The following is a 21,052-nucleotide window of genomic DNA, read 5'->3' on the forward strand; positions in this document are numbered from 1 at the left end:
AAGTGACTTACGTCTCACGGAGGAGAATTCTCCGGCCTCATGATTTAGAGAGCACGGCTGTGACGCACGACGCACCTGCGCGGACCTCTGAGGGCCTTAGGTCCCAAGTCGTCCCATCAATGCACTCGTAGTGTGAAGAACAAGATCACCTCTGATCAGGCAGGACCTAGGAGACGGCGATGACCACCACAGCAGACGGCACCTCGACCACCCCGACGAGTGCCGAGACTCCCCAGCCCTGGCGCGGGTTCACTGAAGGACCGTGGACCGATGCCGTCGATGTGCGCGACTTCATCCAGCGCAACTACCGCCCGTACGAGGGCGACGCGACCTTCCTCGAAGGAGCGACGGCGAAGACCCTCGCGGTCTGGGACACCCTCGAGAAGGACTTCCTCTCCGTCGAGCGCGCCAAGCGCGTCTATGACGTCGACACCCACACGCCAGCGGACATCGACGCTTTCCCCGCCGGCTACATCAGCGCTGACGACGACGTCGTCGTCGGGCTCCAGACGGACGTCCCGCTCAAGCGTGCGATGATGCCCAACGGTGGCTGGCGCATGGTGGAGACCGCGATCAAGGAGGCAGGCCTCGAGCCTGACCCTCAGGTCAAGGAGATCTTCACCAAGTACCGCAAGACGCACAACGAAGGCGTCTTCGACATCTACACCCCGCGCATCCGCGCAGCACGCTCCTCCCACATCATCACGGGCCTCCCGGACTCTTACGGGCGCGGCCGGATCATCGGTGACTACCGCCGCGTCGCTCTCTACGGCGTCGACTTCCTCATCGCCGAGAAGCTCAAAGACAAGGACGCCACCGCAGACCAGCCGTTCTCTGAGAACTGGGCGCGCTACCGCGAAGAGCACTCCGAGCAGATCAAGGCGCTGAAGAAGCTCAAGAACCTCGGTGAGCAGTACGGGTTCGACCTCGGTCGCCCCGCGGCGACCGCCAAGGAAGCCGTCCAGTGGACGTACTTCGGCTACCTCGCCGCCGTGAAGTCCCAGGACGGCGCCGCGATGAGCTTCGGCCGGCTCTCGGCCTTCTTCGACGTCTACGTCGAGCGCGACTTCGCCGAAGGCACCCTCACGGAGGTCGAAGCGCAGGAGTACATCGACGCTCTCGTTCTCAAGCTCCGCATCGTCCGGTTCCTGCGCACCATCGACTACGACCAGATCTTCTCTGGCGACCCGTACTGGGCCACGTGGTCGGATGCCGGCTTCGGAGACGACGGCCGCACGCTCGTCACCAAGACCTCGTTCCGCCTCCTGCAGACGCTGCGCAACCTCGGCCCGGCGCCTGAGCCCAACATCACGATCTTCTGGGACGACAAGCTGCCCCAGGGATACAAGGACCTCTGCGCCGCGATCAGCATCGAGACCTCGGCCGTCCAGTACGAGTCCGACTCCCAGATCCGTAACCACTGGGGCGACGACGCCGCGATCGCCTGCTGCGTCTCCCCGATGCGCGTGGGCAAGCAGATGCAGTTCTTCGGCGCACGCGTCAACGCGGCCAAGAGCCTGCTCTACGCCGTCAACGGTGGACGCGACGAGATGAGCGGCAAGCAGGTCGTCAAGGGCTTCGAGCCCATCACGAGCGACGCCCCGCTCGACTACGACGAGGTCTGGGCCAAGTACGACGCGATGCTCGACTGGGTCGTGGGCACGTACGTCGAGGCGCTGAACATCATCCACTACAGCCACGACAAGTACGCGTACGAGGCCGTCGAGATGGCGCTCCACGACGACGTGATCGTGCGGACCCTCGGGTGCGGCATCGCCGGCCTGTCGATCGTCGCTGACAGCCTCTCGGCGATCAAGTACGCGAAGGTCACCCCGGTGCGCGACGAGACCGGACTCGTCGTCGACTACGTGACCGAGGGCAAGTTCCCGGTCTACGGCAACGACGACGACCGCGCCGACGTCATCGCCGCCCTCGTCGTGAAGACCGTCATGGACAAGATCCGCGCGCTGCCGACGTACCGCGACGCGGTGCCGACGCAGTCGGTCCTGACGATCACGTCCAACGTCGTCTACGGCAAGGCCACCGGGTCGTTCCCGTCCGGTCACCGCAAGGGCGAGCCCTTCTCCCCGGGAGCCAACCCGGAGAACGGGATGGACACCCACGGGATGGTCGCCTCCATGCTCTCGGTCGGCAAGCTCGACTACAACGACGCGCTCGACGGCATCTCGCTGACGAACACGATCACCCCGAGCGGGCTCGGCCGGACCAAGGACGAGCAGGTCAAGAACCTCGTCGGCATCCTCGACGCAGGCATGGGCCAGGGGCTGTTCCACGCGAACATCAACGTCCTCAACCGTGACACCCTCGAGGACGCGATCGAGAACCCCGAGAAGTACCCGAACCTCACGGTTCGCGTCTCGGGCTATGCGGTGAACTTCGTCAAGCTGACGCGTGAGCAGCAGCAGGACATCCTCTCCCGCACGTTCCACCAGTCGGCGTGAGCCGCCGCCCTCGCTAGAGGGCGTCCGTCGGTGGCTGCTCGTCCTGCGAGCAGCCACCGGCTTCATCACCACCGCCCAGCTCCAGCACCAGCTCCAGCTCCGGAAGGTTCCCCATGAGCAGCAGAGTCGTCCCGATCGTCCCGATCGCCGGGAGCGCGTGCGCTCTCGACCTGGTGGGAGACGCTGTTGCCACGAGCCCGTCACCTGCCGAGAGCGCAGCGGCGACCACCGCCGCTATCCTCGGCGACAAGGACTTCGAGGCGCCCGAGCACCGGGCGACCGGTGTGGGAACCGAGGGTCTCGAGGTCACGGCGCTCGACCGCAGCGACAAGTTCGCGCAGATGCGCGCAGGAACGCTCGGCTCGATCCACTCGTGGGAGCTCGTCACCGCTGTCGACGGGCCCGGCACGCGCATGACCGTCTTCTTCTCAGGCTGCCCGCTGCGGTGCCTCTACTGCCACAACCCCGACACGATGCAGATGAAGAACGGGGAGACGATCACGTCGGAGGAGCTCCTGCGGCGCATCCTCCGGTACAAGCCGGTCTTCACCTCGACCGGTGGCGGGCTGACGATCTCCGGTGGTGAGGTTCTCATGCAGCCGACGTTCGCCGCGACCATCCTCGCGGGTGCGAAGGCCGCCGGGATCCACACGACGATCGACACGTCCGGATACCTCGGTGCGGCATGCACCGACGAGATGCTCGAGACGATCGACCTCGTCCTGCTCGACGTCAAGAGCGGCGACCCGGACACGTACAAGAAGGTCACGGGCCGCGACCTGCAGCCCACCCTCGACTTCGGGCGTCGGATCGCCGACAAGGGCATCGAGATCTGGGTCCGGTTCGTCCTCGTCCCTGGGCTCACCGACGACACGGCGAACATCGAGGCTGTCGCAGACTATGCAGCGACGCTCCCGACCGTCACTCGGCTCGAGGTGCTGCCGTTCCACCAGATGGGCCGCGACAAGTGGGCGAGCCTCGGGATGCGCTACGAGCTCGAGGACACGCCCCCGCCGACCAACGAGGAGACCGAACAGGTCCGTGACATCTTCCGGGCGCGCGGGCTCTCCGTCTTCTGAGCCGTCTCCCACCCGGTCAGCACGGCAGGACCGGTCGTCAGGGACCGCGCAGGAGACCGACGTGCCTGAGTGCTCCTGACCTGGCAGGGTGGGGGTCATGGCTATCACCGAGATCCAGCTCTTCTCTGTACCGGTCACCGATCAGGACCGCTCGCGAGACTTCTATCGCGACGTCCTCGGGTTCCAGGTGCTCGGCGACCAGCAGGTCACCCCTGAGATGCGATGGGTGCAGCTCGCTCCTCCGCGAGGCTCCACTGCGATCACGCTCGTGACATGGTTCCCGACGATGAAGCCGGGCGACCTCAAGGGGATCGTGCTCGAGACAGACGACCTCGACGGCGACGTCGAGCGTCTCTCGCGCGACGGCGTCGTCTTCGAGACGCCGATCGAGGAGCAGGCGTGGGGGCGCTTCGCGACCTTCAACGACCCCGACGGCAACGGCATCGTGCTGCAGCACACGACGAACCGTGTCCTCATCTGAGTCGGGACGCTCCGCGACGGTACAGTGCCTGCAGAGACGCCGTGCCTGCAGAGACGGTGACCGTGCGGGGCGACGAGCGTCGCCCGGTCGACAGCAACACGAGGGACGACGATGAGCGACGCGCAAGGACTCCAGCAGGCCGGCCCTCCAGACACCGGCGGGATCGTTCGCCGACCCGTGCCGGCCGACCTGGCGCGCTCCTGGCTCCTCGTCCCCGGGACCGACCTCGAGCGGATCGACCAGGGGGCACGCTCCTCGGCTGACGCTGTGATCCTCGACATCGAGGATGCTGTCGATCCGTCGCGCAAGCGCGAGGCGCGAGGTGTCGTCTCCGGTTGGCTCGCCTCAGGCGGCGAGGCCTGGGTGCGCGTCAACGACGCCACCACCGAGTTCTGGGAAGAGGACCTGCGCGACCTGCGCGGCGCCACCGGGCTCCTCGGGATCATGCTCGCCAAGACCGAGGACGCGGGCCAGGTCGCGCGCACCCATGCGATCCTCGGGTCGCACGTGCGCATCGTGGCGCTCGTCGAGTCTGCGCAGGGGATCGAGGACGCGACCTCGATCGCGAAGGCGCCAGGGACGTTCCGGCTCGCGTTCGGGAGCGGCGACTTCCGTCGGGACACCGGGATGAGCGCGGACAAAGAGGCGATGGCCTACCCGCGGGCCAGGCTCGTCGTCGCGAGCCGTGTCGGCGGGCTGCCCGGACCGATCGACGGGCCGACGGTGGGGGAGTCCCACCCGGTGCTGCGAGAGCAGTCCGGCGTGACGGTCATGATGGGCATGACGGGGAAGCTGTGCCTGACGGCCGACCAGGCCCCGGTCGTCAACGAGGTGATCAGCCCGATGCGCACCGACGTGACGTGGGCGTACGACTTCCTCGCAGACTTCCGTGCGCGAGGTGAGGTCATCAGGGACGGCAGCGACCTGCCCCGGCTGGGGCGAGCGCGCAAGATCGTCACCCTGGCCGAAGCGTTCGACGTCAGCCCTGTCTGACGGCGGCCGCCAGTGCTCCTCGCAGAGTTCAACGCTGCCGACCGTGACCACGGCGCCGTCGTGCTGCGCCCGTGCCTCGATATCGAGCGGTGGATCGACGAGATCCTGACCGGCAGACCCTACGCGTCGGCCGAGGATCTCCTCGGGCGCGCGCGATCAGCCGCCGAGCCGTTGACAGACGACGAGGTGGACCGCGCGCTGGCGCACCACCCGCGGATCGGCGAGCGCGCGCCCGGTTCCGGTGCGGAGGCGGCGATGTCGCAAGCGGAGCAGGGTGGAGTCGATCGCCTCGACGAGAGCGTGGCGCGCGCTCTGCGCGACGGCAACGAGGCGTACGAGCGGCGGTTCGACCGGGTCTTCCTCATCCGGGCAGCCGGCCGCGGCCCGGAGGAGATCGTGGCTGCGCTCCGCACGCGGTTGGACAACCCGGTCGAGGTCGAGGACCGGGTCGTCGCCGAACAGCTGCGAGAGATCGCCGTCCTGCGTCTGAGCCGGACGGTGACGGCATGACGGTCTCTCACGTGACAGCGCACGTGCTCGACACGACGACGGGCTCGCCGGCAGCCGGTGTCGAGATCGTGCTCGAGCGCGCGGAGGGCGACGGCAGGACCGCTGGGGGCTGGGCCTTCGTCGCTCGCAGCGTGACCGACGACGACGGACGGGTCCGCGGGCTCGGACCGGAGCTGCTGGCTCCGGGGACGTATCGGCTCACCTTCGAGACCGGTGCATACTTTGCTGCCAGCGGCGTCGAGACGTTCTTCCCGTACATCACGGTCGTCTTCACCGTCGACGCCACCGGCAGGCATTACCACGTGCCGCTCCTCGTCAGCCCGTTCGCGCTCTCCAGCTACCGCGGAAGCTGAGCTGCCGCCCGTGCCAGAGCTCCATATGTCTTAAGATGTCCCACCGCACCAGCGCGCCACCGACGAGGGAGCAGCAGTAGCCATGTTCACGCCCCAGAGCTCTATCCCATCGATCTCTATGCCTTCCGGCTCCGGGCCCCAGCACCTTCCGTCCGACGTCGCTGGCGCGCAGGACATCCTGGTACCGGAGGCGATGGAGTTCCTCGCCGAGCTCCATCGTCGCTTCGCTGACCGGCGCGACGAGCTCCTCGTCGTTCGCGGTGAGCGCCGTGCACAGGTTGCCGCGACCGGTCGTCTCGACTTCTTGCCGGAGACCGCCGACATCCGTTCGGGGGACTGGACGGTCGCTCCTGCGCCAGCCGCGCTCGTCGACCGACGCGTCGAGATCACCGGGCCCGCGTCCCCGGCGAAGATGGCGATCAACGCGCTGAACTCCGGGGCGAAGGTCTGGCTCGCGGACCTCGAGGACGCGAGCTCGCCCACGTGGTCGAACGTCGTCGACTCCCAGGTCAACCTCTTCGCCACGGCGCGCGGCAGCCTCGCCTTCACGTCGGCCGAGGGCAAGGCCTACGCCCTGCGAGAGGACGCACCCCTGGCTGTCGTCGTCGTCCGTCCGCGCGGATGGCACCTCGACGAGGCCAACATCACCTTCGACGGGCGCCCAGCGATCGGTGCGCTCGTCGACTTCGGTCTTCACTTCTTCCACAACGCGGCTCGCCTCGCGCAGGACGGCGCCGGCCCGTTCTACTACCTGCCCAAGCTCGAGAGCCACCTCGAGGCGCGCCTGTGGAACGACGTCTTCGTCTATGCACAGGACGCGCTCGGGATCCCGCAGGGCACGGTCCGCGCCACGATCCTCATCGAGACGATCCCTGCCGCGTTCGAGATGGAGGAGATCCTCTACGAGCTGCGCGAGCACGCGTCGGGGCTCAACGCGGGACGCTGGGACTACCTCTTCTCTGTCATCAAGTACTTCCGGGACGCGGGCGAAGGCTTCGTGCTCCCGGACCGCGGGAGCATCACGATGACGGCGCCGTTCATGAAGGCGTACACGGATCTTCTCGTGCGGACGTGCCACAAGCGTGGAGCGTTCGCCATGGGCGGCATGGCGGCGTTCATCCCCGACCGCTCGCTGCCGGAGGTCACCGCGCAGGCCGTCGCCAAGGTCCGTGCGGACAAGACCCGTGAGGCGACGGACGGTTTCGACGGGTCCTGGGTGGCTCACCCGGACCTCGTCGCCACCTGCCGCGAGGTCTTCGACGACGTGCTCGGTGACGAGACCAACCAGCTGCGCCTGCTCCGTGAGGACGTCGAGGTCACCGCCGACCAGCTGCTCGACGTCGCGTCGGCCGGCGGCGAGGTCACGGAAGAGGGTCTGCGCAGCAACCTCTACGTGGCCGTGGCGTACACGGCCGGGTGGTTGGCCGGGAACGGCGCCGTGGCGATCCATCACCTCATGGAGGATGCCGCCACCGCGGAGATCTCCCGGTCGCAGGTGTGGCAGCAGATCCACAATGCTGTGACGCTCGCGGACACCGGCCGGACCGTCGACGCGGCGCTGGTCCGGTCGATCCTCGGGGAGGAGTGCGACCGCCTGCGCTCCGAGGTGGGGGCAGCGGCCTTCGCGCGCGTGTACGCGCTGGCTGCCGCGCTCGTCGAGGACATCTGCCTCTCCGACGACTACACGGACTTCCTCACGGTGCCTGCCTACGAGCTCCTCGTCCGCCTGTGACCGGCCGGACCTCGCTCACCGCAGCCGACCTGGGCGAGGTCGACTCGATGCTGCGGAGCACCGACACGCTCCTCGAGACGGCGTATCCCGGTGAGCGGTCCTCGCGTCAGCCTGTCCACACGGTGTACGTGCCTGCGGACGCGTGCACGCCGACGCTCGCGCGGGAGTGGGGCGAGCGGGCTCTCGCCGCGACGTCCTACGTCGGTGGTCCTGCGGGGCTCGCCGCGGCCATCCTCGACGACGACGCGCTCGTCGCGGAGGTCGCCCCACGGGTGCAGGCCAAGCTCGAGGCCGAGCCGATCGAGGACCTGCGCCTCGACTTCGAGGACGGTTATGGCGACCGGGGTGACGCAGCAGAGGACGAGGACGCCCTCGCGGTGGTCCGTCACATCGCCACCACGGTCGCGGACGGCACCGCCCCGCCCTTCCTCGGTATCCGCTTCAAGTGCCTCGAAGCGCCCACGCGTGCTCGTGGCCTGCGCACCCTCGACCTCGTCGTCTCGGGACTCGTCGACGCAGGCGGGCTCCCAGACGGTCTCGTCCTCACGCTCGCGAAGGTCACGACGGTCGACCAGGTCGACGCGATGGTCCGGGTCTGCGAACAGCTGGAGGCCGCGCACGGCCTGCCTGCGGGCCGGTTGCGCTTCGAGATCCAGGTGGAGACGCCTCAGCTCGTCCTGGGTGCGGACGGCACCGTCCCGGTGGCGCGCGCTCTGCACCGGGCACCGGGCCGGGTGTCGTCGCTGCACTACGGGACGTACGACTACAGCGCCTCGCTCGGGATCGCAGCGCAGCACCAGGCGATGGACCACCCGGCAGCCGACCACGCGAAGCAGGCGATGCAGGTCGCGGTCGCAGGGACGGGCGTGCACCTGTCCGACGGCTCGACGAACATCGTCCCGGTCGGCTCTCCAGACGAGATCGAGGCCGCGTGGCGCCTGCACGCCCGTCTCGTCCAGCGCTCCCTGAGCGCGGGGTTCTACCAGGGGTGGGACCTGCACCCGGCCCAGCTCGTCACGCGGTTCATCGCGACCTACGCGTTCTTCCGCTCCGGCTTCGCACCCGCTGCCCGGCGCCTGGACAGCTACGTCAGCTCTCGGTCTGGCGGAGTCATGGACGAGCCCGCGACGGCCCGGGCGCTCGCCCGCTTCGTCACGAGGGGACTGTCCTGCGGCGCTCTCGACGCAGCCGAGGTCACTGCACGGTGCGGGCTCAGCCCTGACGCGCTCGACGCGCTGGCGTTCCCCGTGCGTCCGCGCGGCGCGTCGACCGGCACAGACGGTCCATCCACCCAGAGGAGCAGCACACCATGACGACACCGTCCTACTACGCACCCGCCGGCGGCCTGCCCACCCAGGCCGAGCTCCTCACGGACCGCGCGATCGTCACCGAGGCCTACACCGTCATCCCGCGCGGCGTCCTGCGAGACATCGTCACGAGCAACCTCCCTGGGTGGACCAAGACGCGTGCCTGGGTCCTCGCGCGTCCGATCGCCGGGTTCGCGACGACGTTCGCGCAGTACTCCGTCGAGGTAGCACCTGGAGGAGGCAGCGACCACCCTGAGGAGGAGGCAGCCGTCGAGTCGGTCGTGTTCGTCCTGTCTGGTGCGCTCGACCTCGTCCTCGAGGGCGAGAGCCATGTCATGGAGGCAGGCGGGTACGCGTACGTGCCTGCGGGCGCCACGTGGACGGTCGCGAACACGGGTACCGAGCCGGTGAGCTTTCAGTGGGTGCGCAAGGAGTACGAGCCGCTCGCCGGATACCGCGCGACGGCCTTCGTCACCCGGGACCAGGACGTGGCCCCACGAGAGATGCCGGACACCGACGGCGCGTGGGCCACGACGCGGTTCGTCGACCCCGACGACCTGGCCCACGACATGCACGTGAACATCGTGACCTTCCAGCCGGGCGGCACCATCCCGTTCGCCGAGACGCACGTCATGGAGCACGGGCTCTACGTCCTCGAGGGCAAGGCGGTCTACCGCCTCAACGACGACTGGGTCGAGGTCCAAGCAGGCGACTTCATGTGGCTGCGGGCGTTCTGCCCCCAGGCCTGCTACGCGGGAGGTCCGGGCCCGTTCCGCTACCTGCTCTACAAAGACGTCAACCGGCAGGTCCGGCTCACGACGCGCTGAGCGCACGGCGTCACCCGCGCCGCCGATCTCCTGAAACGTGCCAGCTGTACTATCGCGGCTCATGTGCAGCTGATGACGACGAGCGAGGACCGACCACATGCCTGAGACCGTTGACGAGCCCTGCCGCGACACCGCCTCGCTGTGCGACCTCGTCCTGCGCGGCGAGCGGGTCCTCACCCCGAGCGGCATCCGTCCGTGCGAGGTGGGCGTCCGCGACGGGATCATCGTGGCGGTCGAGCCGCTCGGTACAGGCCTGCGTGGGCGCGAGACCATCGATCTCGCCGCCGACGAGACCCTCCTGCCCGGGCTGGTCGACACCCATGTGCACGTCAACGAGCCGGGGCGAACCGAGTGGGAAGGGTTCGCGTCAGCGACCCGCGCGGCCGCTGCCGGCGGGGTGACGACCATCGTCGACATGCCGCTCAACTCCGTCCCGCCGACCGTCAGCGTCGAGGCGCTCGACGTGAAGCGTCGTGCTGCGGCGCACCAGTCGTTCGTCGACGTCGGCTTCTGGGGAGGAGCGGTGCCGGGGAACACCCCGGACCTGCGTCCGTTGCACGACGCCGGGGTGTTCGGGTTCAAGTGCTTCCTCGTCCACTCCGGGGTCGACGAGTTCCCCCACCTGGACGTCGACGAGATGGAGCGCGACCTCGTCGAGATCGCTGCGACGGACTCCCTGCTGCTCGTCCACGCCGAAGACCCGCACACGATCGACGACGCTCCCGCCCCCGACGGGCGACGCTACGCGGACTTCCTCGCGTCGCGCCCCCGTGGGGCCGAGAACGTGGCGATCGCCCACGTCATCGAGAGCGCGCGGCGCACCGGGGCCCGTGCGCACGTGCTCCACCTCTCGTCGTCTGACGCCCTGCCGATGATCGTCACCGCGAAGCGGGACGGCGTGGCGCTCACCGTGGAGACGTGCCCGCACTACCTGACGCTCGTCGCGGAGGAGGTCCCCGACGGTGGAACAGCGTTCAAGTGCTGCCCGCCCATCCGTGAGGCTGCGAACCGCGACCTCCTGTGGCAGGGGCTCGAGGACGGGACGATCGACTGCATCGTCTCTGACCACTCGCCGAGCACCCTCGATCTCAAGGACCTCGAGAACGGAGACTTCGCCGTCGCCTGGGGCGGGGTCTCGTCGTTGCAGCTGGGCCTGGCGCTCGTGTGGACGGAAGCGCGCGCTCGCGGTCTGCCGCTCGAGAGGGTCGTCCGGTGGATGTCGACGCGTCCGGCAGAGATCGCACGGCTCGAGGGCAAAGGGCACCTCGCCGTGGGGTACGACGCAGATCTCGCGGTGTTCGCTGCCGACGAGGTGCTGGTCGTGGACGTGGCGCGCCTGCACCACAAGAACCCGATCACGCCGTATGCGGGCCGGCACCTCACCGGGGTAGTGCGCACGACCTACCTTCACGGACGTCCCGTCGACTTCGTCGAGCCGACGGGACGTCTGGTGCGCCGAGGACCTCGGCGTGAGTGATGGCGGGAGCTACCCGAGGACGAGCTCGGTCGTGGTCACCCCGACCTCGGCGGTGACCTCCTGGCGGGCGTTGCCGCGCGGGGACAGGACGCGTACCTCCCACGTGCCGGGTGCGGCATAGAACCGGAATCGACCTGAGGTGCTGGCCACGACCTCTGCGGTGAACTCGCCGGTGGCGTCGTGCAGGCGGACGTAGGCCCCGCCCACAGGCTCGCCGGATATGCTGACGGTGCCCTCGATGAGGGTGGCGCCGGGCGCCGCGGCGGCGGGCAGGTTCTGGTCAGGTGCAGCGCAGCTCATCGCGTGACCATCACTTCGCGGTCTCGAGCTCGATCGGCACACCCACGAGGGAGCCGTACTCGACCCACGAGCCGTCGTAGTTCTTCACGTCCGGCTGCCCGAGCAGCTCGGACAGGACGAACCAGCTGTGGCTCGACCGCTCGCCGATACGGCAGTAGGCGATGGTGGGCTTGGTCGTGTCGAGGCCCGCAGCACCATAGATGGCTGCGAGCTCCTCGTCCGACTTGAACGTACCGTCGTCGTTCGCCGCCTTGCTCCATGGGATGTTGATCGCCGAGGGCACGTGACCGGCGCGCTGGGCGTGCTCCTGCGGAAGGTGCGCCGGGGCGAGGATCTTGCCGGAGAACTCGTCGGGTGAACGGACGTCGACGAGGTTCTTCTGACCGATCGAGGCCACGACCTCGTCACGGAAGGCCCGGATCGACAGGTCCTGGTCCTGCGCCACGTAGGTCGTGCTGGGGCGGGTGACGACGGTGTCGCTCAGGGGGCGAGACTCCAGCTCCCACTTCTTGCGACCGCCGTCGACGAGCTTGACGCTCTGGTGGCCGTAGAGCGTGAAGTACCAGAAGGCGTAGGCGGCGAACCAGTTGTTGTTGCCGCCGTAGAGCACGACCGTGTCGTCGTTGCTGATGCCCTTGGCGGACAGGAGCGCCTCGAACTGCTCTTTGTCGACGAAGTCGCGGCGGACCGGGTCCTGGAGATCGAGCTTCCAGTCCAGCTTGATCGCACCGTCGAGGTGACCTGTGTCGTAGGCGCTCGTGTCCTCGTCGACCTCGACGAAGACGAGGCCAGGAGTGTGGAGGTGTGCTTCGGCCCAGTCGGCCGAGACGAGGACGTCGTTGCGTGCCATGTGTGCGCTCCTCAGCGAGGTAGGTCCGGAGCGCTCGAGCGCGCTCGTCACGTGTGGTGTCTGCGACCGTAATGGACCTCGGTCGGAGGTCTGCGATGAATGTCACAGGATGAGACTGTCGCGGGTGGGATGTGCCTGTTTGACGGTTATCGCGCACGCTTTCCCGTCCGATGTCTCAGCATGCAAGACCAGGGTGGGCTCGTCCGGCGCACCCGAGGCTCGAGACGCCGCTGGCCCCGTGCACGGTGCGCACGGGGCCAGCGGCGGGACGACCAGGACGAGAACGTCAGGCGGGGACGTTCGCCACGCCGTCAGGAAGGAGCGTCCGCCCCAGGACCTTGTCGGAGTATCCGGTCCGGTCGAGGTACGGCGTGATGCCACCTGCGCTGAACGGCCAGCCCGCACCGAGGATCATGCAGAGGTCGATCTGCGTCGGTCCGGCGACCACGCCTTCGTCGAGCATGAGGCCCACCTCGCGAGCGAGAGACGTGAGGACCAGATCCAGCACGCCGGCCTCGTCGAGCGGAGCGGAGCGCTCCTGCGCGACCGAGTCGAAGACCTCCTGCAGAGCGGGGTCGACGTCCGCGGGGACGCCGCGCGCAGGCGCCGGCAAGACGACCGGGGTGCCGTCCGCGACGATCTTCTCCAGCCCGGGAGAAACCGGGAACCGGTCGCCGAGCTCGTCGCGCAACGACGTGAGGACGTGCAGCCCGACAGCTGGTCCCACGAGAGCGAACAGGGCGAACGGCCCCATCGGCAGCCCGAGCGGACGCAGGGCGCGGTCCGCGACCTCCACCGGCGTCCCGCGCTCGACTGCACCCACGATCTCGCCCATGAGCAGGACCAGGAGCCGGTTGACGACGAAGCCTGGGCGGTCGGCGACGAGGACAGCCGTCTTGCGGAGCGTCTTCGCGACAGCGAACGCCGTCGCCAGAGCCTCGGTCGACGTCTTCTCGGCCTGGACCACCTCGACGAGAGGCATCTGGGCGACCGGGTTGAAGAAGTGCAGGCCCACCACGCGCTCGGGGTGCGCGAGGTCGGCAGCCATCGTCGTCACCGAGAGGGCAGACGTGTTCGTCGCCAGGACGGTCTCGGCCGAGACGACCCCCTCGAGCTCAGCAAACACACGCTTCTTGAGGCTGAGCACCTCGGTCACGGCCTCGATGACGAAGTCACACGAGGCGAGGTCGCCGATCTCGGTCGTGCCGGTCACGGAGCCGAGGACCGTCGCAGCGGTGTCGCTCGACATCCGCTTCGTCGCGACGAGCTTGTCCACCGTGGCGCGCACGAAGTCGAGCCCCTTGCCCACACGCTCCTCGTCGAGGTCACGCATGATCACGGGGACGCCGAGCCGCTGCGCGAACAGCAGCGCGAGCTGAGCAGCCATGAGGCCCGCCCCGACGATGCCCACGCACGTCACCGGTCGGGCCGACCTCGGGTCGGGGGCACCCGTCGGGCGCTTGCCCTTGTTCACTGCTTCGAAGGCATAGATGCTCGCCCGGAGCTCGTCGGTGAGCAGGAGCGCCGTCAGCGCGTCCTCCTCTGCGGCGAACCCCGCGTCGAGGTCGTCGTCCCGGACAGCAGCCAGGACGTCGAGCGCCCGGTACGGCGCCGGACGAGCACCGTGGACCACCGCGTCCAGGCGCTCGCGCGCGACCGCCAGCGTGCCGTCCCACACCTGCTGCGACTCACGCTCCGGACGGGTCACGCTCACCTCGCCGCGCACCACCGCGGCAGCCCAGACGATCGACTGCTCGAGGAAGTCGGCCGCGTCGAAGAGCGCGTCGGCGATCCCGATCGAGAACGCCTCAGCAGCCTTGTACGGCTTGTTCGCCGCAGGACGAGCGACGATGACCTCGAGCGCCTTCTCCAGCCCCACGATCCGTGGGAGGTGGTAGCACCCGCCCCACCCAGGGACGAGACCGAGAGCCGTCTCCGGCAGCCCGACCGCGGGAACGTCGCTCGAGATCGTCCGGTACGCACAGCTCAGCGCGATCTCCAGCCCACCACCGAGCGCGACACCGTTGATGAACCCGAACGTCGGGACGCTCATCTCGGTGAGCAGGCGGTACGCATCGTGCCCCGACGATGCGAGGTGCTTCGCAGCATCGGCGCCGGCCAGCTCCTTCGCGCTCGTCAGATCGGCGCCGGCCACGAAGAAGTACGGCTTCCCGGTGACAGCGGCCGCGACGATCTCTCCTGCCGCGGCACGGCGCGACACCTCCGTGAGCGTGAGCGTGAGCTCAGCGAGCCCCTGCTGACCGAAGGTCGTCGGTTTGGTGTGGTCGAGCCCGTTGTCGAGCGTGACGAGCGCGAGCGTGCCCGTGCCTCCCGGGAGGGCGACGTCCCGGACGTACGAATGGGTCACGCGCTCCGCGCTCGCGGACGAGGTGGTCGGGTCCTGCTGTCCTGCCGTCGTGTCAGACATGTGCTTCCCCTCAGTTCTCGGTCGTCGTGGACGCGTGCGTGGTCGTGTGCCCGGAGTAGTCCGCGTGGTGCGGGTTCTCCCAGACGACGGTGCCGCCCATGCCGAGCCCGACGCACATGGTCGTGAGGCCGTAGCGCACGTCCGGGTTCTCCTCGAACTGGCGGGCGAGCTGCGTCATGAGGCGCACGCCGGACGAGGCGAGCGGGTGCCCGACAGCGATGGCCCCGCCGTACCTGTTGACGCGGGAGTCGTCGTCCGAGAGCCCGAAGTGGTCGAGGAACGTGAGGACCTGGACGGCGAAGGCCTCGTTGATCTCGAAGAGCCCGATGTCGTCGATCGTCAGACCTGCGTTCGCCAGCGCACGCTCGGTCGAGGGGATGGGGCCGTAGCCCATGATCTCCGGGTCGACGCCCGCGTAGGCGAACGAGACGAGGCGCATGCGGGCGGGGAGCCCGAGCTCGTCGACCACGTCACCTGCCGCGAGCAGGCACATCGACGCTCCGTCGGTGAGCGGAGAGGCGTTCCCCGCGGTGATGCGGCCGCCCGGTCGGAACGGCGTCTTGAGGTTGGCGATGTCGGCCATCGAGGTGCCTGGGCGGGCCAGCTCGTCCGCGGTCGCCAGACCCCATCCGGCGTCGGACCGGACCGCGATCGGGACGAGGTCGGGGGAGATCTGGCCTGCTGCGACCGCAGCGGCATACTTCGCCTGGCTCGCGACGCCGTAGGCGTCGGCGCGCTCCTTCGTCAGGTGCGGGAACCGGTCGTGGAGGTTCTCCGCGGTCGCGCCCATGACCAGCGCCGTGGAGTCGACGAGCTTCTCCGAGACGAACCGAGGGTTCGGATCGGCGTCGAAGCCCATCGGGTGGTGGCCCATGTGCTCGACGCCGCCGGCGAGGGTGACGTCCTGCTGGCCGAAGCCGATCGCGGAGGCGGTCGTCGTGACCGCGGTCATCGCACCGGCGCACATGCGGTCGATGGCGAACCCAGGGACGGACTTGGGGAGCCCCGCGAGCACGGCGACCGAGCGTCCGAGAGTGAGGCCCTGGTCGCCGGACTGCGTCGTCGCGGCGATGGCGACCTCGTCGATCCGTTCGGCGGGGAGCTCGGGGCGGCGCCGGAGAAGCTCTCGGACGGTCTTGACGGCGAGGTCGTCTGCGCGCGTCGCGGCGTAGAGGCCGTCGGGGCGGGCCTTGCCGAACGGGGTCCTCACCCCTTCGACGAAGACGACGTCGCGTACCACGGGACGGTGGGCGGGAGCGGGCATGAAGACTCCTGACTGAAGGACGACTGTGTCCGGGATGCGGGTGGGCCCGTCGGGCCGAGTTACAGGCTACCGGCAGTTTCAGTAAAAAGCACAGAGCGTTGTCTTCAGGTGTGCAAGGGCTCAGGTCCGGGGGTGGTCCGCCGTCGATGTGGTAGCGCGCTCGCTCAGGCGTGCTCGCCCAGGGCTTCGAAGAGGAGGCCTGCTGTGAGCTCGACCTGCCACGCGCGCGCGCCGCCCTCGCGCAACCGTTCTTCGACCGCCGCGAGAGTCGTCTCGGCGGGCGGGCGCCAGCAGACCCGTCGGAGCAGGTCTGGCTGGAGAAGGTTCTCCAGCGGAACTGAGTGTGCCTCCGACAGCCGGGCCATCCCTGCGCGCGCGTACGCGAGGCGCGCTGCCGCGTCGGGGTCGCGGTCGGCCCACACCTTGGGCGGCGGGGGTGCGTCTGTGCGCGGGCCCTTGGTGTCCGGGAGCTCGCTCTCCGGGAGGGCGAGCGCGATGTCGATCGCGCGTTGCCACAGTGCCGCACGTCGCCGGGTCGCTGGACCGCCGAACGCATGGACCCGTGTCAGCTCGCCGACAGACCGTGGCAGCGCGGTCGCCGCAGCGATGATCGCACGGTCCGGCAGGACGCGTCCGGGCGCGATGTCCCGCGACTGCCCGAGACGGTCGCGGGCGATCCACAGCTCACGGACGACAGCGAGCATCCGACGGTCGCGCAGACCGTGGACACCGTGCACCCTGCGCCACGGGTCGACCCGCGGTGCAGGCGGGGCCATGGTGCGAACGGCCTCGAACTCTTGCTCGGCCCACCCGAGCTTTCCTGCGGCCTCGAGCCGGGCAGCCATGATGTTGCGCAGCTCGATGAGGACCTCGACGTCGAGCGCCGCATAGCGCAACCACTCGTCGGGCAGCGGCCGGGTCGACCAGTCCACCGCGGAGTGCTCCTTGGCGAGACCGAGCCCGAGCAGTTCTGCGACGACCGCCGCGAGCCCCACCCGGTCGAGCCCGAGGAGCCGTGCGCCGAGCTCGGTGTCGAAGACCCGTGACGCGTGCAGGTTCTGCTCCGCGAGACCAGGTAGGTCTTGGGACGCTGCGTGGAAGATCCACTCGACGCCTTCGAGGGCGTCGGAGACTGTGGAGAGGTCGGGCAGAGGGACCGGATCGATGAGCACCGTGCCGGTTCCTTCGCGTCGCAGCTGGACGAGGTAGGTCCGCTGCCCGTAGCGATAGCCCGACGCGCGTTCGGCGTCGACGGCGACCGGGCCGGTCCCCGCGGAGAGCTGACGGACGGCGCGGGCCAGCTCGGCGTTCGTCGTGAGGACGTCCGGGACACCGTCGGCGGGCTCGGTGAGGAGCGTGATCTCGAGAGCAGGCGCCTCGGTCTGCTCGGTGGCGTCGTCGGGGTCCGGCGGTCCGGGCACCGTCTCCTCGGGAACGCTGGTGGACGTGGTGTCAGGTGTGGACGGCATCAGTTCAGGACACTCCCCGCGGAACGCGGTGCGACGGGAACGGCGTGACGCCGTCCGGATAGGTGGGCAGGCCCGTCGTCATGCACAGGAGACCTGACCAGGCCGCGAGGTGCGGTCCGAGGTCGAACGGTACGCCGCCGCGAGGCGATGGCTCCGGAGGGGTCCACGAGGCGCGGATCTCGATCTCGGTCTCTGGTTCGCGCATGCTCAGCGCCCCGAAACTCTCCGAGACCACCCGGGTCACCGTGCCCCCCTGTGCGTGCGCGCGCGCACCGGAGAGCATGAAGGACTCCTCGAGCCACGACCACGCGACCTCGGCGAGCAACGGGTCTGCTCCCATCTCGGGATCGAGCGTCGCACGGACGAGCGTCACCAAGCGGTACGTGCCCTCCCAGACGTCCTGACCTGCCGGGTCGTGGAGCACGATGAAGCGGCCTGAGGCGCTGTGGCCCGATCGTTCGAGCTCGGGGGAGACCATCTCACCGTTGAGCGCTGCCGAGAACGGAGCGATCTTGCGGGGTGCCGGCACCTCGGTCAGCTGGACCTCGGGTCGCACCCGTGCTGCACGCAGGGAACGCAGCGCGCTGAGGAAGCCCTCGGGGACGTCTGTCTGGTCGGCCGTGATCACCAGTGCAGACTACGGCCGCGGTCCGGCATCTGAGCGGACCGCCGCGCGGACCAGTACGTTTCGAGACACTCGCACTATTCTGGGTCCCGTACTGCGCTCGTCCACGCCACCGTCGGCGAGCCGCTCGGCGATCAAGGAGAACCTGCATATGTCTGCACCTGCACAGATCGGTGTGACCGGTCTGGCTGTCATGGGCCGCAACCTCGCCCGGAACTTTGCACGGCACGGCTACACGGTCGCTGTGCACAACCGGTCGTTCGCGAAGACGGAGTCTCTCGTCGCTGATCACGGTGACGACGGCACGTTCGTCGCGTCGGAGAGCATGGCGGACTTCGTGGCCTCGATCGAGCAGCCTCGCAAGGTTGTCATCATGGTCAAGGCAGGTGGCCCGACGGACGCGGTCATCGACGAGCTCATCCCTCTTCTCGACGAGGGCGACATCATCATCGACGCAGGTAACGCGCACTTCCCCGACACCCGTCGGCGTGAAGAGCGGCTCCGGGGACTCGGTCTCCACTTCGTCGGGACCGGCGTCTCCGGCGGTGAAGAAGGCGCACTCAACGGCCCGAGCATCATGCCCGGTGGCTCCGAGGAGTCCTACGTGACGCTCGGCCCGATCCTCGAGGACATCTCAGCGAAGGTCGACGGCGTCCCCTGCTGCACCTACGTGGGTCCCGACGGGGCCGGGCACTTCGTCAAGATGGTGCACAACGGCATCGAGTATGCCGACATGCAGCTCATCGCGGAGGCGTACGACCTCCTTAAGCAGGGCCTCGGCGCCACGGCAGCCGAGATCGGCCAGATCTTCGCCGAGTGGAACACCGGCGACCTCGAGTCGTTCCTCATCGAGATCACGGCAGACCTCCTCCAGCACGTCGACGCCGAGACCGGCTCCGCGTTCGTCGACATCATCCTCGACCAGGCAGAGCAGAAGGGCACCGGCCGGTGGACCGTGCAGAACGGTCTCGATCTCGGGGTCCCCATCACGGGCATCGCCGAGGCGACCTTCGCGCGAGCCCTGTCCGGGTCAACCCCCCAGCGCACCGCGGCTCGCGGAGTTCTTCGTGCCGAGGCCGGCACATGGGCCGTCGAAGACCGTGACGCATTCATCGAGGACGTGCGGCTCGCCCTGTACTCCTCGAAGGTGGTCGCCTACTCCCAGGGGTTCGACCAGATCGCTGCCGCCTCGGAGGAGTTCGGCTGGAACATCGACCGCGGCGCCATGGCGCGCATCTGGCGGGGTGGCTGCATCATCCGTGCGCGCTTCCTCAACCGCATCACCGAGGCCTACGAGCGTGACGAGAACCTCTCGCTGCTGCTCGCGGACCCGCACTTCACCGAGTCGGTCGGCAACGGCGTCTCGGCCTGGCGCCGCGTCGTCTCCTCCGCCGCCCTCAACGGTGTGCCCACGCCGGCCTTCTCGTCGTCGCTCGCGTACTACGACGGGGTGCGCGCCGAGCGTCTGCCGGCCGCGCTCATCCAGGCGCAGCGAGACTTCTTCGGTGCGCACACCTACCAGCGCGTGGACAAGCCCGGTGTGTTCCACACCGAGTGGTCCCTCGACCGCACGGAGACTGCCCAGTGACGCTGAGCGCTCACCAGCAGGGAGCGAGCCCGGAGGCCGTGAAGCACGAGGACATCCTCCCGGTCCTCCTCGGCGCCGACATCGGGGTCTACGCGCTCGCACGCGCGTTCCACGAGGAGTACGGGGTCCGGTCCATCGTCATCAGCGGCATCGCTGTCGGGGCCGTCGCTGACTCGTCCATCATCGAGAACTCGCTCGTCGACGACAGCCACGACCCTCGTCAGCTCGTCGACCGTGCGCTCGAGGTCGCCAGCAAGAACCCTGGCCGGCGTCTCGTCCTCTTGGCGAACTCCGACTGGCTCGTCCGCGTCATCGTCCAGAATCGCGTCGAGCTCGAGAAGCACTTCGTCGTGCCTTTCCTCTCCGAGGAGATCCTCGACCGCATCTCCGACAAGGCGACCTTCGCGGAGATCTGCGACACGCTCGGGATCAGCGTGCCCCGGACGATCGTCCAGGACTTCGCCGGTGCCGCCGAGTCTGGATGGGCACCCGTGCCCGTCGACGTCGGGTTCCCGCTCATCGCCAAGGCAGCGAGCAGCGCCGACTACCAGGACGTCGAGTTCGAGGGCAAGAAGAAGGTCTTCGAGATCGCGACCCAGGCGGAGCTCGACGACCTGTGGGTCTCGTTGCAGGCAGCCGGTTTCCGGGGCAGGTTCGTCGTCCAGGAGCTCATCCCGGGCGACGACACCCAGATGCGGTCCATCACCTCGTACGTGGACTCCCGTGGGGAGATCACCCTCCTGTGCTCGGCGCACGTGCTCCTCGAGGAGCACACGCCCACCGGGCTCGGCAACCCGGCGGCGATGGTCACCCGGCGGTTCGACGACATGCTCGAGCAGGCGCGGGAGTTCCTCGTCGCGACCGGCTACGTCGGGTTCGCGAACTTCGACGTCAAGGTGGACCCGCGTGACGGGTCGTTCCGGTTCTTTGAGGTGAACCCGCGCATCGGGCGGAACAACTACTACCTCACCGCAGCCGGTGCGAACCCCATGAGGTTTCTCGTCGAGGACAGGGTCTACGGACGGTCGGTGAAGCCTGTCGTCGTCGACAACGAGATCCTCTACTCGATCCTGCCGAACAGGTTGCTCCTGCGGTACGTCGTCGACCCTGCGCTGCGCGCGATGGTCGTTGGCCTCATGAAGTCCGGGAAGGTGGTCCACCCGCTGCGCTACAGCGAGGACGCCTCCGTCAAGCGGCGCACGTACGTGTCGCTCGCGCTCCTCAACCAGGTGCGCAAGTTCCGGACGCACTACCCGCGCCTGACGACCACGGGCTTCTGACGCACGAGACCGCACGAGCCCGGCAGC

The 21,052-nt window shown here is 68.7% G+C and carries 18 protein-coding genes; 12 read left to right on the plus strand and 6 right to left on the minus strand.

Annotation, left to right across the window (positions count from 1 at the left end; genetic code table 11):
- The first annotated feature begins 179 nt into the window (after positions 1-179).
- The 10 genes from pflB (at position 180) to allB (ending at position 11,221) form a co-directional block, all read left to right on the plus strand.
- Positions 180-2,462, plus strand: coding sequence for a formate C-acetyltransferase (gene pflB / locus ATL42_RS04030; protein ID WP_098454254.1), 2,283 nt, complete (start codon positions 180-182; stop codon positions 2,460-2,462).
- 113 nt (positions 2,463-2,575) lie between these two features.
- Positions 2,576-3,541 (plus strand): pyruvate formate-lyase-activating protein, encoded by a 966-nt coding sequence (gene pflA / locus ATL42_RS04035; RefSeq protein ID WP_098454255.1) that lies wholly within the window; start codon positions 2,576-2,578, stop codon positions 3,539-3,541.
- 97 nt (positions 3,542-3,638) lie between these two features.
- Positions 3,639-4,022: a VOC family protein gene (locus tag ATL42_RS04040; protein ID WP_098456311.1), complete on the plus strand. Its 384-nt coding sequence runs from the start codon at positions 3,639-3,641 to the stop codon at positions 4,020-4,022.
- Positions 4,023-4,133: 111 nt separating this feature from the next.
- Positions 4,134-5,015, plus strand: coding sequence for an HpcH/HpaI aldolase/citrate lyase family protein (locus tag ATL42_RS04045; RefSeq protein WP_098454256.1), 882 nt, complete (start codon positions 4,134-4,136; stop codon positions 5,013-5,015).
- Positions 5,016-5,027: 12 nt separating this feature from the next.
- Complete coding sequence (gene uraD / locus ATL42_RS04050) at positions 5,028-5,525, plus strand: 2-oxo-4-hydroxy-4-carboxy-5-ureidoimidazoline decarboxylase (protein WP_098454257.1); 498 nt, start codon at positions 5,028-5,030, stop codon at positions 5,523-5,525.
- Positions 5,522-5,878 carry a hydroxyisourate hydrolase gene (uraH, locus tag ATL42_RS04055; protein WP_098454258.1) on the plus strand — a complete coding sequence of 119 codons (357 nt, stop codon included), beginning with the start codon at positions 5,522-5,524 and terminating at the stop codon, positions 5,876-5,878. Before uraD ends, uraH begins: the two co-directional genes overlap by 4 nt.
- 118 nt (positions 5,879-5,996) lie before the next feature.
- Positions 5,997-7,610, plus strand: coding sequence for a malate synthase A (aceB, locus tag ATL42_RS04060; protein ID WP_098454259.1), 1,614 nt, complete (start codon positions 5,997-5,999; stop codon positions 7,608-7,610).
- A 47-nt stretch (positions 7,611-7,657) separates the two neighbouring features.
- Entirely contained in the window at positions 7,658-8,923 is a 1,266-nt protein-coding gene (locus ATL42_RS04065; protein ID WP_098456312.1) for a DUF6986 family protein, read from the plus strand.
- On the plus strand, positions 8,920-9,744 hold the full coding sequence (locus ATL42_RS04070; RefSeq protein WP_098454260.1) for a bifunctional allantoicase/(S)-ureidoglycine aminohydrolase: 825 nt from the start codon (positions 8,920-8,922) through the stop codon (positions 9,742-9,744). Before ATL42_RS04065 ends, ATL42_RS04070 begins: the two co-directional genes overlap by 4 nt.
- 97 nt (positions 9,745-9,841) lie before the next feature.
- The gene (allB, locus tag ATL42_RS04075; protein ID WP_098454261.1) at positions 9,842-11,221 is read left to right on the plus strand and encodes an allantoinase AllB; all 1,380 of its coding nucleotides are present in this window, start codon (positions 9,842-9,844) and stop codon (positions 11,219-11,221) included.
- A 9-nt stretch (positions 11,222-11,230) separates the two neighbouring features.
- On the opposite strand, the gene ATL42_RS04080 is transcribed toward allB, so the two are convergent.
- The 6 genes from ATL42_RS04080 to ATL42_RS04105 form a co-directional block, all read right to left on the minus strand.
- Positions 11,231-11,521 (minus strand): DUF1416 domain-containing protein, encoded by a 291-nt coding sequence (locus tag ATL42_RS04080; protein WP_098454262.1) that lies wholly within the window; start codon positions 11,519-11,521, stop codon positions 11,231-11,233.
- 10 nt (positions 11,522-11,531) lie between these two features.
- A complete protein-coding gene (locus ATL42_RS04085) occupies positions 11,532-12,371 on the minus strand; it encodes a sulfurtransferase (RefSeq protein ID WP_098454263.1) in 840 nt (279 codons plus the stop codon).
- Between the two features lie 286 nt (positions 12,372-12,657).
- Positions 12,658-14,799, minus strand: a complete 2,142-nt coding sequence (locus ATL42_RS04090) for a 3-hydroxyacyl-CoA dehydrogenase NAD-binding domain-containing protein (protein WP_098454264.1) — start codon at positions 14,797-14,799, stop codon at positions 12,658-12,660.
- Between the two features lie 10 nt (positions 14,800-14,809).
- Entirely contained in the window at positions 14,810-16,063 is a 1,254-nt protein-coding gene (locus ATL42_RS04095) for a thiolase family protein (RefSeq protein WP_098454265.1), read from the minus strand.
- Positions 16,064-16,227: 164 nt separating this feature from the next.
- Positions 16,228-17,532 (minus strand): ribonuclease D, encoded by a 1,305-nt coding sequence (locus ATL42_RS04100; RefSeq protein WP_098454266.1) that lies wholly within the window; start codon positions 17,530-17,532, stop codon positions 16,228-16,230.
- Between the two features lie 4 nt (positions 17,533-17,536).
- Complete coding sequence (locus ATL42_RS04105; protein ID WP_342748098.1) at positions 17,537-18,160, minus strand: DUF3000 domain-containing protein; 624 nt, start codon at positions 18,158-18,160, stop codon at positions 17,537-17,539.
- 148 nt (positions 18,161-18,308) lie between these two features.
- On the opposite strand from ATL42_RS04105, the gene gndA reads away from it, so the two are divergent.
- Positions 18,309-19,745: an NADP-dependent phosphogluconate dehydrogenase gene (gndA, locus tag ATL42_RS04110; protein ID WP_098454267.1), complete on the plus strand. Its 1,437-nt coding sequence runs from the start codon at positions 18,309-18,311 to the stop codon at positions 19,743-19,745.
- The gene (locus ATL42_RS04115) at positions 19,742-21,025 is read left to right on the plus strand and encodes a carboxylate--amine ligase (protein ID WP_342748099.1); all 1,284 of its coding nucleotides are present in this window, start codon (positions 19,742-19,744) and stop codon (positions 21,023-21,025) included. Before gndA ends, ATL42_RS04115 begins: the two co-directional genes overlap by 4 nt.
- Positions 21,026-21,052 lie beyond the last annotated feature (27 nt).

Origin of the sequence: Sanguibacter antarcticus (genome assembly GCF_002564005.1) — a bacterium.
In the GTDB taxonomy this organism is placed as follows: Bacteria; Actinomycetota; Actinomycetes; order Actinomycetales; family Cellulomonadaceae; genus Sanguibacter; species Sanguibacter antarcticus.